Annotated in this window: 13 protein-coding genes; 9 read left to right on the forward strand and 4 right to left on the reverse strand. The window is 72.6% G+C overall.

Annotated elements, in window-relative coordinates; all coding sequences use genetic code 11:
- Positions 1-406: 406 nt before the first annotated feature.
- Both ACIDOF_RS17720 and ACIDOF_RS17725 read left to right on the forward strand, forming a co-directional pair.
- Positions 407-2,371: an FAD-dependent oxidoreductase gene (locus tag ACIDOF_RS17720; RefSeq protein ID WP_409006857.1), complete on the forward strand. Its 1,965-nt coding sequence runs from the start codon at positions 407-409 to the stop codon at positions 2,369-2,371.
- A gap of 171 nt (positions 2,372-2,542) precedes the next feature.
- A complete protein-coding gene (locus tag ACIDOF_RS17725; protein WP_409006858.1) occupies positions 2,543-4,153 on the forward strand; it encodes a sodium:solute symporter in 1,611 nt (536 codons plus the stop codon).
- An 85-nt stretch (positions 4,154-4,238) separates the two neighbouring features.
- Here the strand turns inward: ACIDOF_RS17725 and ACIDOF_RS17730 are convergent, their stop codons facing one another.
- Positions 4,239-5,192: a LysR family transcriptional regulator gene (locus ACIDOF_RS17730; RefSeq protein ID WP_409006859.1), complete on the reverse strand. Its 954-nt coding sequence runs from the start codon at positions 5,190-5,192 to the stop codon at positions 4,239-4,241.
- Positions 5,193-5,402: 210 nt separating this feature from the next.
- Between ACIDOF_RS17730 and ACIDOF_RS17735 the strand changes: the two genes are divergently transcribed.
- Complete coding sequence (locus ACIDOF_RS17735) at positions 5,403-6,551, forward strand: PrpF domain-containing protein (RefSeq protein WP_409006860.1); 1,149 nt, start codon at positions 5,403-5,405, stop codon at positions 6,549-6,551.
- Positions 6,551-7,804 (forward strand): SLC13 family permease, encoded by a 1,254-nt coding sequence (locus ACIDOF_RS17740; RefSeq protein ID WP_409006861.1) that lies wholly within the window; start codon positions 6,551-6,553, stop codon positions 7,802-7,804. Before ACIDOF_RS17735 ends, ACIDOF_RS17740 begins: the two co-directional genes overlap by 1 nt.
- Positions 7,805-7,820: 16 nt before the next feature.
- On the opposite strand, the gene ACIDOF_RS17745 is transcribed toward ACIDOF_RS17740, so the two are convergent.
- Complete coding sequence (locus tag ACIDOF_RS17745; RefSeq protein WP_409006862.1) at positions 7,821-9,011, reverse strand: cytochrome P450; 1,191 nt, start codon at positions 9,009-9,011, stop codon at positions 7,821-7,823.
- Positions 9,012-9,226: 215 nt separating this feature from the next.
- Between ACIDOF_RS17745 and ACIDOF_RS17750 the strand changes: the two genes are divergently transcribed.
- The 4 genes from ACIDOF_RS17750 to ACIDOF_RS17765 all read left to right on the forward strand — a co-directional run bounded on the left by ACIDOF_RS17750 (position 9,227) and on the right by ACIDOF_RS17765 (position 11,842).
- A complete protein-coding gene (locus tag ACIDOF_RS17750; protein WP_409006863.1) occupies positions 9,227-9,886 on the forward strand; it encodes a helix-turn-helix domain-containing protein in 660 nt (219 codons plus the stop codon).
- Between the two features lie 87 nt (positions 9,887-9,973).
- Positions 9,974-11,101 (forward strand): PP2C family protein-serine/threonine phosphatase, encoded by a 1,128-nt coding sequence (locus tag ACIDOF_RS17755; protein WP_409006864.1) that lies wholly within the window; start codon positions 9,974-9,976, stop codon positions 11,099-11,101.
- 126 nt (positions 11,102-11,227) lie between these two features.
- On the forward strand, positions 11,228-11,383 hold the full coding sequence (locus tag ACIDOF_RS17760) for a DUF6131 family protein (protein ID WP_409006865.1): 156 nt from the start codon (positions 11,228-11,230) through the stop codon (positions 11,381-11,383).
- A gap of 72 nt (positions 11,384-11,455) precedes the next feature.
- Positions 11,456-11,842 (forward strand): DUF6479 family protein, encoded by a 387-nt coding sequence (locus ACIDOF_RS17765; RefSeq protein WP_409007063.1) that lies wholly within the window; start codon positions 11,456-11,458, stop codon positions 11,840-11,842.
- Positions 11,843-11,948: 106 nt separating this feature from the next.
- Here ACIDOF_RS17765 and ACIDOF_RS17770 read toward each other — a convergent pair whose 3' ends face one another.
- Positions 11,949-12,713, reverse strand: a complete 765-nt coding sequence (locus ACIDOF_RS17770; protein WP_409006866.1) for a chitinase — start codon at positions 12,711-12,713, stop codon at positions 11,949-11,951.
- 128 nt (positions 12,714-12,841) lie between these two features.
- Entirely contained in the window at positions 12,842-14,176 is a 1,335-nt protein-coding gene (locus ACIDOF_RS17775) for a phosphoribosyltransferase family protein (protein WP_409007064.1), read from the reverse strand.
- A 147-nt stretch (positions 14,177-14,323) separates the two neighbouring features.
- Here ACIDOF_RS17775 and ACIDOF_RS17780 point away from each other — a divergent pair, with 147 nt between their 5' ends.
- On the forward strand, positions 14,324-15,070 hold the full coding sequence (locus tag ACIDOF_RS17780; protein ID WP_409006867.1) for a PP2C family protein-serine/threonine phosphatase: 747 nt from the start codon (positions 14,324-14,326) through the stop codon (positions 15,068-15,070).
- Positions 15,071-15,114 lie beyond the last annotated feature (44 nt).

Consider the following 15,114-nt stretch of genomic DNA (forward strand, 5'->3'; position numbering starts at 1 on the left):
TCTCGCGGGTATCACGGGTGCCGTCTTCCGGGCCCCTCGGTTTCGGCCGTCTCGCGGGTCTTGCGGCTTCCGTCTCCCGGCCTTGAGGGGCCCGCCGTCTCCCGGGCCCTGTGGGCCCCGTCTGCCGGGTCTGGTGGCTCCCGCCGCGCAGGCTGGCGCGTCCTGCGGGTTCCGCTTCCCGGGTCCTGTGGGTTCCGCTTAGCGGGCCCTACGGCTCCCGTCTCCGCAAGCCCGCGACGCCCGCCCCGGCGCCACCGCGCACCGCGCCACCCCGCCGCCCCCTCATACCCCGGTATGAACGCCCGCCCCACATTGCGTCGGCAGGCGCATGTCCCGGCGGGGGCGCAGCGCTCACGCTGAAGGCCGTTTTCCGTGCAGGCAGTCGACGACCGGAGGCCGATCCGCCATGCTCACCCGGCTCTTCACCCCGTTGGACATCGGGCCCGCCCGGCTCCCCAACCGCATCGTGTCCACCGGGCACGACACGGTGATGGCCGAGGACGGCAAGGTCACCGACCGGCTCGTCGCCTACCACCGGGCCCGGGCGGAGGGCGGGGCCGGGCTCATTGTGCTGCAGGTCGGCGGCGTGCACGACAGCGCCCGGTACACCTCGCACGCCCTGATGGCCGACACCGACGACTGCGTCGAGGGGTACGCGCGGCTCGCCGACGCGGTGCACGAGCACGGCACGACCGTCTTCGCCCAGCTGTTCCACGGCGGCGCGGAGGTGATGGACACCGCGGACGGCGCGCTCGGGGTGTCCTACTCGGCGTCCGCCGTGCCGACCGAACGTTTCCGGGTGTTCCCGCGCGCCATGCCCCGCGCCCTCGTCCGCGAGGTGGTCGACGGGTTCGCCGCCGCCGCGGTCCGGCTGCGGGAGGCGGGCCTGGACGGCGTGGAGATCGTCGCCTCGCACGGCTATCTGCCCGCCCAGTTCCTCAACCCGGCGACCAACCGGCGCACCGACGCGTACGGCGGCTCCTGGCAGAACCGGCTCCGCTTCCTGCGCGAAGTCCTGGAGGCGACCGGCGCGGCCGTCCGCGGCGACCTCGCGGTGGGCCTGCGCATCAGCGTCGGCGAGGCGTACGACCGGGGCCTCGGCGCGGACGACGCGCTGCGCGCGGTCACCGAACTCGACGCGGCCGGCCTCCTCGACTACGTCTCCGTCACCCACGGCACCTCCGCCACCCTCGCGGGCTCCGACCACATCGTGCCGCCCATGACCATGGCCCCGCTCTGCACCGCGCCCCAGGCCAGGCGCGTCAAGGAGGCCGTGTCCGTGCCGGTGATCGCCGCCGGGCGGATCAACCAGCCGCAGGACGCCGAGCTGCTCCTCGAACGCGGCGACGCCGACGCGGCCGGCATGACCCGCGCCCTGATCTGCGACCCGCAGTTGCCCGCGTACGCGCGCCGCGGCGACCTCGACGGCATCCGCGCCTGCATCGGCTGCAACCAGGCCTGCATCGGCCACTTCCACGCCGGGCACCCGATCTCCTGCATCCAGCGCCCCGAGACCGGCCGCGAGGAGCTGTACGGGCTGCTCGCCCCGGCCCGCCGTGCCCGTGACGTGCTCGTCGCCGGCGCCGGTCCCGCCGGGCTCAAGGCGGCCGTGGTGGCGGCCCAGCGCGGCCACCGGGTCACCGTGTACGACGCGGCCAGGCGGCCCGGCGGCCAGGTGCTGCTCGCCCAACTCCTGCCCGGGCGGGCCGAGTTCGGCGGCGCGGTCACCAACCTCCTGGAGGAGGCGCGGCGCGCGTCCGTACGGATCGAGACCGGTGTCGCCGTGGACGCGGAGCTCGTCCGGCGGCAGGCCCCCGACGCGGTCGTCGTCGCCACCGGCGCCCGCCCATATCGCCCCGACCTGGAGACCGCCGAGGCCACCGTCCGCGACGCCTGGGAGGTCATCGGCGGCGCACCGCTCCCCAGGGGCCGGGTGCTGGTGGCCGACTGGCGGGGCGACTGGACCGCGATCGGCGTGGCCGTCCTGCTCGCCGAGCGCGGCCACCGCGTCGTCCTCGCCACGACCGGGTACCAGGCGGGCGAGAGCCTGCAGCAGTACACCCGCGACGAACTCCTGCGCCAACTCGTCCGCCACAAGGTCGAGACCGTCCCGCTGACCCGGCTCTACGGCGCCGACGCCGACACGGTCTACCTGCAGCACGTACTGACCGACGAACCCGTGATCGTCGAGAACGTCGCCTCCGTGGTCCTCGCCCTCGGGCACGAGCCCGTGACCGGTCTCGCGGAGCAGATCGAGCAGGCCCTGCCCGAGGCCGAGCGGCCTCAAGTGCACCTGATCGGCGACTGCTTGGCGCCCCGCACGGTCGAGGAGGCCGTCCTCGAAGGAATGCGCCTCGGCCACGCCCTCTGACCACCCCCCGTATCCCCGTACGTCCCCGTTTCCGTCCCCAGCCCAGGGAGAACCGCTCATGGGTTCCTTCGCCGTCGCCCTCGCCTACGGACTCGTGCCGCTGGCCGTCATCGGCCTCGCCTGGCGGGCCGTCCGCCGCGACTACACCGCACCGCAGGAGGGCGATCAGTGATGTTCATCGCCGGAGTGCTCGGGAGCTTCGTGCTCTACCTCGTGATCGGCGTGGTCGTCGGCCGCCGCGTCAAGGACCGCTCCGACTACTACGTGGCCGGGCGCAACGCCCCCACCCTGCTGGTCGCCGGAACACTGGTGGCCTCGTTCCTGTCCACGGTCTCCTTCATGGGCGAGGTCGGCTTCGCGTACGACGGGTTCCCCGTGGTGATGCTGATCGTCACCGTCCTCAACATCTGCGGATACGTCGTCGGCGTGCTCGGCTTCGGCCGGTATCTGCGCCGCTCGGAGGCGCTGACCGTGCCCGAGTACTTCGGCCGGCGCTTCGACTCGCGGGCGGTGCAGTCCGCGGCCGGGGTGATGGTGGTGCTCGGCATCGGCCTGTACCTGGTCGCGGTCACGCAGGGCCTGGCGCTCGTCCTGGCCCAACTCCTCGGCTGGGAGACGTGGACGGCGGTGGTCGTGGTGTGGCTGGCCTACACCGCGTTCACGTTCCTGTCGGGCTCGAAGGGCATCCTCGTCAACGACACGATCATGTTCTTCGTGTTCATGGTCGCCGGTGTGGTCGGCATGTCCTGGGTCGTCGTCCGCGCGGGCGGTCCGGCCGCCGCGCTCGACAAGCTGCAGGCCCTGCCCGGCAAGCCGGACGGTCTCAGCTGGCACGGTGTCACCGGCGAGGCCGCGTCCCTGGGAAGCCCCGGCCAGGTGCTCGTGTGGGCGATCGCGACGGGGCTCGCGTGGATGGCGGTCGTCGCCGTCAGCCCGTGGCAGTCCTCGCGCTACCTGATGGCCCGCGACGAACACGTCTCGCTGCGCAGCGCGTTCATCGCCATGGGCACGGTCGGCGTGCTGTACGTGTTCCTGATGTTCGGCGCCTACACCATCAACCTGTTCAACCCGGACATCGAGCCGTCCGAGGTGGCGTTCATCTGGGCCGCCCAGCATGTGCTGCCGCCGGTGCTCGGCGTGGTCGTCGTCACCGGCATCGTCGCCGCGGGCCTCTCCTCCGCGTCGGCGTTCCTCGCCCTGATCGGCTTCAGCGCCGCGTACGACGTACGGCCGCGCCGCCCGGACGGGGCCGACGACGGTGGGGAGTCGGAGGAGCGCGCGCTGCGCCGGTCCCGGCAGGTGATGCTCGCGACCGCGCTCGTGGTGCTGCTGATCACCCTGGTCACGCCGCCCGCCGTCCTGGAGATCGGCTACTTCGCGGCCACGCTGTTCGCCGCCGCCTGGGGGCCGCTCGCGTTCTGGTCCGTCCGCAGCGCCGAGCTCAGCGCACGCGGCGCCCTCGCCGGGATGATCGCCGGCTTCCTCGGCGTCACCGCGGCGTCCCTCCTGACCGACGTCGCCGGAGTCCGACTGCCCGTCTGGGCCGACCCGGTGTTCCTCGGCGTGCTGCTCAGCGTCGCGGCGACCTGGCTCGCGGACCGCGGCGCCCACCCCACCCCGGAGGCCCGCGCCTTCCGCGCCCGCCTCCTCACCACCCCGGCCACGGACCGCGACCCCCGCAAACTCGCCGCGACCCGCCGCACGGCCACGACGACGACGGCGGCGTTCGCGGCGGCGGGCCTGGCCCTGCTCGTGTACTACGGGATTCCGGCGCTGTTCTGAGCAGCCGTCAACCCCCCGCCGGACGCGCGCAGTTGAAGGCCGCGTACCTCCGGGCCCGGACACCGGGGACCGATGGCGCGCGGCCTCAGCCGCGTCCGACGGCGCCCAACTGCGCCCGGTCCAGGCCGGGTTCGGCGAAGCGCCGGGCGACCGTGTGCAGCACCTTGGCCATCGCCTCGGCGGGCGGCGTCGCGGGCCGGGACGCGGCGCGGGCGAGCAGGATGCGGCGGGTCGGCGCGGGAATGTCGTACGCGAACGGCAGCAGCCGGACGTCGCTGCGGCGGCTGGTGAGGGCCAGGCGCGGGGCGAGCGCGATGCCGAGGCCCGCGGCGACCATGGCCTGGGCCTCCTGGTAGTCGTGCGAGGCGTAGGCGATGCGCGGCTCGAACCCCGCCTGGCGGCAACTGCGGCGCAGCACGTCGGCCACCGGATGGTTGTCGGCGCGGATGATCCACTCCTGCTCGGCGAGGTCGCCGAGGCGCACCGACTTGTGCGCCCGCAGCGGGGAGTCCGCCGAGACGACCAGCACCGTCGGGTCGTCGAGGAGATGGGTGAGACGCAGGGCCGGGTCGTCGATGCGGTTCCAGCCGTAGTCCCACAGCAGCGCCTGTTCGACCTCGCCGGAGTGCAGCATCTCCCGCAGTTCGTCGAGGACCCCGGCGCGCACCTCGATGCGGATGTTCTCGTGCCGGCGGCGGAACCGGGTCAGCGCGAGCGGCAGCAGGGAGGCGCTGGCGGTGGGGAAGGAGCCGAGGCGCAGGGTGCCCTGGTCGAGGTGGGCGAAGGACTCCAAGTCGGCCTCGGCGGCGCGCAGTTCACGGCGGATGGCGCGGCCGCGGTCGGCGAGCGCGGCGCCGGCCGCGGTGGTGCGGATGCCGCGGGGCAGCCGCTCGACGACGGGCTGGCCGACCTCCCGCTCGAGGAGTGACATCTGCTGGGACGCGGCGGAGACCGTCATCTGCAGGGCCTCGGCCGCGGCGGTGAGCGAGCCGCGGTCGGCGGCCTCGGCGAGCAGCAGCAGGCGGCGGACGTTGAGCATGGCGGCGAGTTTAGCGCTGCTTAAGCCGGGTTGAGCGAACTGCCATTGTGCCCAAGTCGGGGCTCTGCGAAGGTCGTCGCATTCGCCGAGCGGCAACTGCGCGGAAACCGGGAGGAAATGCCCCGGCAACCGGGTGCTCGGCCCGCTGACGTGCTGACCCTCCGGGGGCCATCGCGGCCTCTGGGGTCCTTCGAGGAAGAACCCAAGAACGTGCACACTCCCGCGACTCTGGTGCGTGGCGGCACCAGCAAGTGCTGGCTGTTCCAGCAGGTCCACGTCCCCGCCGACCGCGACGCCCTGGAGCAACTCCTCGTCGCCGCGTACGGCTCGGCCGACCCCGTCGAGCCGGCCGGCGTCGGCGGCGCGACCCCCACCACGTCCAAGGCGGCCGTCGTCGCCGCGTCCCCGGAGCCCGGCGTCGACGTGGACTATCTGTTCGCGCAGGTCGGCATCGGCACCGGGAACGTCGAGTGGACCAGCAACTGCGGCAACTGCGCCACCGGCGTGGCCCTGTACGCGGTCGCCAAGGGCCTGGTGCCGATCACCGGCGACCGCACCCGGGTCGTCATGCGCAACACCAACACCGGTGCGGTGCTTGAGGGCTGGGTCGACACGACCGGCTCGGTGGTGCACGAGTTCGGCGACCAGACCGTGCCCGGCACCCGCGCCGGAGGCGTCGCCGTCGGCCTGGCCTTCCGTGACCCGGCGGGTCGTACGACGGGCGCGCTGCTGCCGACGGGCCTGCCCGCGCAGGACGTGCGGCCCGGCGGCGCCGGGCCGGTGCGGGTCAGCATGGTGGACGCGGGCGCGCCCGTCGCCCTCGTCGACGCCGCGAGCGCCGGGCACACCGGGGCCGAACCCCTGGACGCCATGACCGGACTCGTGCCCTGGCTGCGGTCCGTACGGCACGCCTGCGCAACGGAGTTGGGGCTGAGCACGCCCGGCGCCGAGCCCGGCGACGCGGTGCCGAAGGTGGGGCTCGTCGGCCCGCCGGTCGCGTACACCAGCACGCTCGGCGACCCCGTCCCGGCCGACGCGTACGACGTCTCGGTGCGGATGCTGTCGATGAACGCGCCGCACCCGGCGGTCGGCCTGACCTCCGCCGTCGCGATCGCCGCCGCCGCGCTCGTCGAGGGCTCGGTGGTCGAGCGCCACGCCCGCCCGGACCGCTCCGGCCGGCTGCGCATCGGCACGCCCGCGGGGGTCGTCGAGGTCCGCTGCGAGGACGTACGCGACGGACTGCCCGGACGCGTCACCGTGCAGCGCGCGGCCCGCCTCATCGCCGACGCCCTGATCTACGTCCCGACCCCGCCCCCCGCTCCCGCCCTGGCCCTCCCCAGCCCACCCAGAGGACACTGATGTCTCCTGAACTGCTCTCCGTAGGCGCGCTGTTGGTGATGTTCGTGGTCGGCACCGTGCTGCCGATCAACCTGGGCATCCTCGCGTTCTGCGCCACCTTCGCCGTCGGCACCGCCTCGCTCGGGCTCACCGAGGAGGAGATCTTCGAGGGCTTCCCGGTCAAGCTGTTCCTGACCATCGTCGGCGTCACCTATCTGTTCTCGGTGGCCCGCCGCAACGGCACCATCGACCTCCTCGTCGCCGCCGGTGTCCGGCTCGTACGCGGCCGAGTGGCGCTCATCCCGTGGGTGCTGTTCCTCGTCGCGGCGCTGCTCACGGCCTTCGGGACGTTCACCCCGGCCGCCGTCGCGATCCTCATGCCGATCGGCATGAACTTCGCGTACCGCTACCGGCTCAACCCGCTGGTCGTCGGGATGATGGTGATCAGCGGCGGGCACGCGGGCGCCTTCTCACCGCTGGCCGTCTCCGGCGCGCTCGTCCTCGGCCTCGTCGACGAGACCAGCCTGCACGTCTCGCCGGTCATGCTGTTCAGCGCGAGCTTCGCCATCAACCTGCTGCTGTCGCTTGCCACTTACGCCCTCCTCGCCAAGCGCCCCGCCCCGCTCACCGACGAGGGCGCGGCGCCGGATTCCGCGGACGCCCCGGAGGAGCACGGCCGGCCCGACTGGCGGCAGTGGCTCACCCTCGCCTGTCTGCTTGGGCTCGTGGTGGGCGCGCTCGGCTTCCAGCTGGAGATCGGTTTCCTCGCCCTGGTCGCCGGAGCGCTCCTCGCCCTCGTCGACATGAAGCAGCAGGAACGGGCCGTGGACGGCATCAGCTGGCCGACGCTGCTGCTGGTGACCGGCATGATGACGTACATCGCGATGCTGGAGAAGGCGGGCGTCATCGAGCGGATCTCGGAGCACGCCGCCGGGCTCGGCGCACCGCTCGTCGTCGCCCTCGTCCTCTGCTTCACCGTCGCCGTCACCTCCGCCTTCGCCTCGTCGACGGCGATCCTCACGGCGATCATCCCGATCGCCGTCCCCCTCCTCCTCTCCAGCCACCTCAGCCCGGCCGGACTGATCGCCGCGCTCGCCGTGTCGACGACGATCGTGGACACGTCCCCGTTCTCCACCAACGGCGCCCTCGTCCTGAGCAACGCCCGCGGCGTCGACGGCCGCCGCTTCTACCGGCAGGTCATCGGCTACACCGGCGGCATCGTGGCCCTCGGCCCGGTCGTGGCCTGGGGCGCGCTGGTCCTGCCCTGGTCCTGACCCGCGCACCGCGAGGTCACACGTCCCAGGTCACCGGCAGGCTCTTCACCCCGTACACGTCCGCCGACTCCGGCCGCAGGGCGACCTGTTCGGCCGGGACGGCGAGGCGGAGCGTGGGGAAGCGGTCGAGGAGGGCCGTGAAGGCGACCCGCATCTCGATGCGCGCCAGCTGCTGGCCGAGGCACAGATGCGGCCCGTGGCCGAAGCCCAGGTGCCCGCCCTCCTGCCGGTTCAGGTCCAGGACGTGCGGGTCGGTGAACCGCTCGGGGTCGTGGTTGGCGGTGTGGTACGAGAGGACGACCGTCGTGCCGGCCTCGATGGTCTGCCCGCCCAGCTCCACGTCCACGAGCGCGGTCCGCATGAAGGACTTGGCGACGGTCAGGTACCGCATCAGCTCCTCCACCGCCCGGTCGGCGAGTGCGGGGTCGGCGCGCAGGGCGGCGAGCTGGTCCGGGTGCTGGAGCAGCGCGTACGTGCCGAGGGACAGCATGTTCGCCGTCGTGTCGAACCCGGCCGCGAGCAGGATCAGGCCGATGCCCTGCAACTCCTCGTCGGTCAGGTCGCTGTCGGTGAGTTCGCTGAGCACGTCGTCGGTGGGGTGCGCGCGCTTGGCGGCCACCAGCTCGGCGACATAGGTCTGTGTGGCCGTGTACGCGGCGATCAGGTCCTCGTCGCTCGTCTCGCCGTTCATGAACTTGTCGATCTGCTCCTGGAAGGCGTCCCGGTCCTCGTACGGAACACCGAGGAGTTCGCAGATGACGATGGTGGGGATCGGCTTCGCGAACGCGGTCACCAGGTCCGCGGGCGGGCCGGTCCGCTCCATCGCGTCCAGGCAGTCCGCGGTGATCTGCTCGATCCGCTCGGTCAGGAGCCGCATCCGGCGCGCGGTGAACTTGCCGATCAGCGGCTTGCGGTAGCGGCTGTGCTGCGGGTCGTCGGTGAGCAGGAACTCGCCGGGCGGGGCGGGCGGGATCTCGAAGTCGACGACGTTCAGCAGTTCCTTGCGCGAGCTGAACCGTGCGTCGGTGAGCACCGCCCGGACGAGCTCGTCCCCGGTGATCAGCCAGCCGGGCTTGCCGCCGGGGTGCGTGTACCGGCTGATGGGGCCGTGCCGGCGTGCTTCGAGCAGCTCGGCGGGCGGGCCGAAGGGGCATCCGGCGGGGCGTTCCGTCGGCAGTGCGGTGACGGTGTGAAGGGATTCGCTCATGGCTGTTCCTCATCTCCTGACATCACGCGTCAGACGTCTCTGAAGTTTTTACGTGTGGTGAAAGCTACGTTGCATTCGCGGTTCGAGCAATACTGATTCTTCTGGTTATGCAGGTCAGAGGCTCTATATTGATGCAATGACGCTGCCCTCGAATGCAACGTTGCATTGCAATGAGCTCGCACGAACGTGATACTGGCGGCATGCCAGGAGGACGGTTGACCCAGCAGGACCGCGCACGCATCGCGACCGGACTCGCCGAAGGACTCTCGTACGCGGAGATCGCCCGGCGGCTCGACCGGCCCACGTCGACCGTCAGCCGCGAGATCGCCCGCAACGGCGGCCCCGGCGACTACCGCCCGCAGCGCGCCCAGCACGCCACCGCCCGCCGCGCCCGCCGGGGCACGCCCGCGCCCGCGCGTGCCGAAGAGCGGCTCGGCGGCGCGATGGAGGAGCGGATCGTCGAGCTCGCCGTCCGCTCGGGGCTGCCGCGGATGACCGCCCGCGTCCACGTCGACCTGCTGCTCGCCGAGGACGGCCGCCGCACCGCCGCCGAGCTCACCCGCAGGCTCGGCGTCAGCGCCGCCTCCGTGTCGGTGTCCGTGAAGTTCCTCGTCGAGCAGGGGTACGTACGGCGCGAGCGCGATCCGCGGCGGCGCCGGGACGTGTACGTGATCGACGACGAGGCCTGGTACAACTCCATCGTGATCAGCGCCCGCCAGACCCTGGAGTCGGCGCACGCCGCGCTGGCGACCGCGGAGGCCGTCGGCCTCGACACCCCCGTCGGACAGCGCCTCGCCAAGGCCGGGACGTATCTGGAGCGCGTCATCGGGGACATGCTGAGCTCGGCCGAACGCTGGCGGCCGGTCCTGGAGTGAGCCCCCGGACGCCCGCCGCCCGCACTCCGCCCGCACCCCCGCCCGTACCGTCGTGCGGGAGCCGCAGGCCCGGTGTAGAGATGAAGCATGGTGCAGCGGGTCGATGGTCTACGTCGGTCGGGCCGGGGCGAGCGGCTGCTGCTGGTCCTCCCCGTCGCGCTGATCGTGCTGGTCGCCGTCATCGACGTGCTCGCGCCCGCCCACATCCACCTCGGCCCGCTCCTCGTCGCCGCGCCCGCCGTCACCGCCGCCTTCGCCGGCCCCTGGCTGACCGGGCTGATCGCCGCCCTCGCCGTCGTCGCCCAGGCCGTCATCGCCGTGCTGCGCGACGCCGACGAGCTGTTCTCCGCCAACCACCAGGCGCAGATCGCCGCCCTGGTCCTCGTCGGATCGAGCCTCGTCGTCTTCTGCGTCCTGCGGGAACGGCACGACCGGCAGCTGTACCAGGTCCGGTACGTGGCCGAGGCCGCCCAGCGCGGTGTGCTCCGCCCGCTGCCCGCGGAGATCGGCCCGCTGCGCGTCGCCTCCCTGTACGTCGCCGCCGAGGACGAGGCGGAGATCGGCGGCGACCTGTACGCGGCGGTGCGCACCGACACCGGTACGCGGCTTCTCATCGGCGACGTCCGCGGCAAGGGCATGACCGCCGTCGGCGACGCCGCCCTGCTCGTCGGCGCGTTCCGGGCCGCCGCACACCGGCAGGCAGGCCTCGTCGACCTGGTCCGGTACCTCGACGGCAGCGTCAGCTGGAGCCTGACCGAGCCCGGCGAGAAGGACCACGCGGCGGAGACCTTCATCACCGCCGCCGTACTCGACATCCCCGACGACGACGGCACGGTGCTCATGGTCGACTGCGGGCACCCGCCGCCTCTCGTGCTGCGCGCCGGCCGGGCCGCACCCGTCGAGGTCGCACGCCCCGCACCGCCCCTCGGCCTCGGCGAGGTCACCCGGCCCGACTACCACGTGGACACCTTCGACTTCGCCGAGGGCGACCTGCTCCTGCTCTACACGGACGGCGCCGTCGAGGCCCGCGACTCCACCGGCGCGTTCTACCCGCTCGCCGAACGCGTCGACGGCTGGCACGAGAGCGGCCCCGACGCCTTCCTGCACCGCCTGGAGGGCGACCTCCTCGACCACGTCGGCGGCCGGCTCCGGGACGACGTGGCGATGATCGCCATCGAGCGGTCGGCGAGCACCCCGAGACCCTCCGGAACCTGACGGAAACCCGGAGTGTTCCGCGCGTCTCAGCCGCCGCACAGCGGGTACCCGGTCACCCTGGGCGGCCCGACTGCTCGCAGGAGGCGTACGCCCCAGAACCTGCCACTCCGAGAAGTGGAGGAAGACATGATTGTGCTCGGACTGATTCTCCTGGCGATCGGACTGATCGCCGGAATCTCCATCCTCACGACGATCGGCGTCGTCCTCGTCGTCGTCGGAGCCGCACTCTGGCTCCTCGGCTCGATCGGACACGCAGTGGGTGGACGCCCGCACTACTGGTAGTCGAACCACTCGATCCAGTCGAACGGGCAACAAGCCGAACCCCTCGGGCAACCCTCTGCGAGTGTGATCACCATGACCACGGCGTACGGACTCCTCGACCCGGCGGCCGCCGAACTGGCCGCCACGTCGACCTTCGGGATGATCGGCGCGGTCCTCGGCGGACTCGTCATCGTCGGCGCGCTGATCTGGGCGTTCTGGCTGGGCGACAAGGTGCGCTCCCGCGAGCCACGGCCGCCGCGCCCCGAGGAACAGCCGACACTTCCCGACTCCGGACCCGTCCGCGAGACCCGGGAGATGCGGGAGCCCGAGGAGGTGCCGCAGGCCACGGACGAGGACGAACGCCTGCGGCCGTACAACCTCAACCCCTCCGGCGACCGCCGCAGCGCCGACCAGGAACCGCGCCGATGGGACAGCGGAACCAGCGGCTCCTTCGGCAGCGGCGGCACCGGAAAGGCGTAGGCGAGAAGGGCGGTACCACCTAGCACGGCGGTACGGACAAGGACGGCGGTACGGGCAAGGCGGGACAGGGAGCCCTGCCCGTACCGTCAACGTGTCAACTCCCCGGTCAGCAGGTCAAGTTGTCGCCTGGCTCGGTGCCCAGGAGTGCCGTGATGCGCTTGTAGTTGTCGACCCGGCTCTGCACCTGGCCCGGGTTGCCGCCGTCGCACTCCAGGCTGCCGTTGATCGCGCGGATCGTCTCGCCGAACCCGGCGCCGTTCACCATCGCGTCGTGCGGCGTCATCGTGCCCGGGCCCGACTGCGTGTTCCAGTACCAGAGCCCGGTCTTCCAGGCGACGGCCGCGTCCTTCTCGACCTTCCACGGATCGCCCAGCAGATCGATGCCGAGCGCGTCGCCGGCCGCCTTGTAGTTGAAGTTCCAGCTCAGCTGGATCGGCCCGCGGCCGTAGTACGCGGCCTGCCCGGCGGGGCAGCCGTACGGCTGGTTCGCGTCGCAGTAGTGCGGATAGTTGTCCTCGTTCTGCTCCACGACGTGCACGAGCCCGCCGGTCTCGTGCCCGACGTTCGCGAGGAACGCCGCCGCCTCCTGCTTCTTCACCGTCTCGCTGCCGGTGTTCGCGAACGCCGGGTACGCGTCGAGCGCGGCGGTGAGGCCCTCGTACGTGTAGAAGGGGTTGCGGTTCGGGAAGATCTGCTCGAACTGGTCCTTGCTGACGACGAATTCGGCCGCGCTGCGCTGCCCGGCCCGCTCCGCCTCGCTCTGCTGCGCGGCGCCGACCTGCGCCGCCTGTGAGGTCATGGGCATGACAACGGAGAGGGTGCAGACGGCCACGGCGGAGGCCAGTGCGGCCAGGACACGAGTCCTCGACATCGGTGACTCCCTTGCGGTTGTGGGGGTGGCCGCACCCAACCGCATTGGTCTGCACCATGTCAACAGTCGTGTTCCGGGCGGGAGTTGAGCCCCAGGTCACGGGGTCACGGAGGATCTCCGGCGTACGGTCACGTCACGATGTGCACCGGCCCCGGCCGGTCGCCCGCCGAGGTGAGATGCCGTACGAACCAGTCCCGGGCGAGGTCGGCGACCTGGTCCAGGGCGCCCGGCTCCTCGAAGAGATGCGTGGCCCTCGGCACGATCTCCAACTTGTTCTCGCAGGTCAGCTCGGACTGCGCGGACCGGTTCAGGTCGATGACCAGGGAGTCCGCCCCGCCGACGATCAGCAGCGTCGGCGCCTGCACGTCGCCGAGGCGGGGCGCCGCGAGGTCGGGCCGGCCGCCGCGGGACACCACCGCGCCGACTGCGCCGTCGTCGGCCGCGGCCCGCAGTGCGGCGGCGGCGCCGGTGCTCGCCCCGAAGTAGCCGATGGGCAGCGACTCGCGCTCGCGCAGCCAGCGCGTCGCGCCGAGCAGCCGGGCGGAGAGCGTGTCGATGTCGAAGACGTTCGCGCGGTCGTTCTCCTCGGCCGGGGTGAGCAGGTCGAAAAGGAGCGTGCCGAGGCCCGCCTCGCGCAGCACGGCCGCCACGGCACGGTTGCGCGGACTGTGCCGGCTGCTGCCCGAGCCGTGCGCGAACATCACCACGGCCTCGGCGCCGTCCGGCAGCGCCAGGTCGCCCACGAGCCGCAGCCCGCCCGCGTCCACGTCCACCTCGGCCTCGACTCCCGCCGTACGGCCGGGGTTCGACGAGGCCGGGCGGTCCGCCGCCGACGTCGCCCGGGCCAGGCACCCCATGACCTCCTCGTCGGTGGTCTGCGAGAAGTCGCGGTACCACTCGCCGACCGAACCGAACAGGGTCGGCGCCGACAGGCACACCACCTCGTCGGCGATCTGCCGCATCCGCCCCACCGTGTCCGCCGGGGCCGTCGGCACGGCAAGCACCACCCGGGCCGCGCCCTGGGCGCGCGCCACCCGGAGCGCGGCGGAGGCGGTCGCGCCGGTCGCGATGCCGTCGTCGACCACGATCACCGTCCGCCCCTCGACCGGCACCCGCGGCCGACCCGCGCGATACCGCTCGGCGCGGCGCCGCAGCTCCTGGGACTCCTGCCGCTCGACGGCCTCGATCTGCTCCGGCTCGACCCGGGCCCGCCGCACGATGTCGTCGCTCAGGACCCGTACGCCGCCCTCGCCGATCGCGCCGAAGCCCAGCTCGGGCTGGCGGGGCACGCCGAGTTTGCGGACCACGATCACGTCGAGCGGGGCGTCGAGCTCCCGCGCCACCTCGTACGCCACCGGGACCCCGCCGCGGGGCAGGCCGAGGACGACGGGTCTGTCCTCCTGGAGGTGTCGGACGGCTTCGGCGAGGCGTCGCCCCGCATCCTCACGGTCGGTGAACAGCACAGTGCTCGCCCCCATCTCGCATCCGTACCTTCGGGGTACCGTCCGCGCCGCCCCGCAAACGGGCCGACCCGCCGGAACAGAGCAGGCGCGCGACAATGGGAGTCGGGAGTGCGCACGCGCCCGCCGGTACGGAGAGGCGGGAGGAACATGCCGTACGTGACGGTCACCGCGCTGAGCCACCCCGGGCTCATGCGCGAGCACAACGAGGACAGCCTGGCCGTCGGCCCGTGGACCCTGTGCGCCACCGTGACGGAGAACCCGCAGACCCTGGGTTTCCCGCTCGGTACGCCGCTGGTCGTCGCGGTCGCCGACGGTATGGGAGGCCAGCCCGCGGGGGAGGTGGCCAGCAGTCTCGTCGTACGCCACCTGGCCTCGCTCGGCACGGAGCTGACCAGCGAGGAGGCCGTACGGGACGTCCTGAACGTCTGCAACCGGTCCGTGTACTCGGCCGCCGACGGGGATCCGCGGCTGACCGGCATGGGCACGACGATCGCCGGAGTGGTGGTCCTGGAACGGGAGTTGCTGGTGTTCAACGTCGGGGACAGCCGTGTGCTCGACGTGACCAGCAGGCACGAGATGCTGCACCGGCTCAGCGTCGACGACAACCCGCCGCTGCCGCCGGGCCGCACCACCACGTCGGTGCTGACCCAGGCCATCGGCGGCGCCCCGAGCTTCACCGAGATCACCCCGCACGTCAGCACACGCCCGCTCAGCACCGGCGAGCGCTACCTGGTGTGCAGCGACGGCCTCACCGACCCAGTGCCCGAGGACCGGCTCGACGCGGTGCTGCGCAGCGACGACGGCGGCCGCGCGGCCTTCGCGCTGTGGAAGGCGGCCATCGACGCGGGCGGCCCGGACAACATCACGCTCGCGCTGATCAGCGTCGTCGACTGAGGCGGGCGACCCTGGAGGCCCGGAGTGATCACGCTGTTCGTCTG

The sequence above is a fragment of the Streptomyces sp. Da 82-17 genome (assembly GCF_046098215.1).
Taxonomy (GTDB): Bacteria; Actinomycetota; Actinomycetes; order Streptomycetales; family Streptomycetaceae; genus Streptomyces.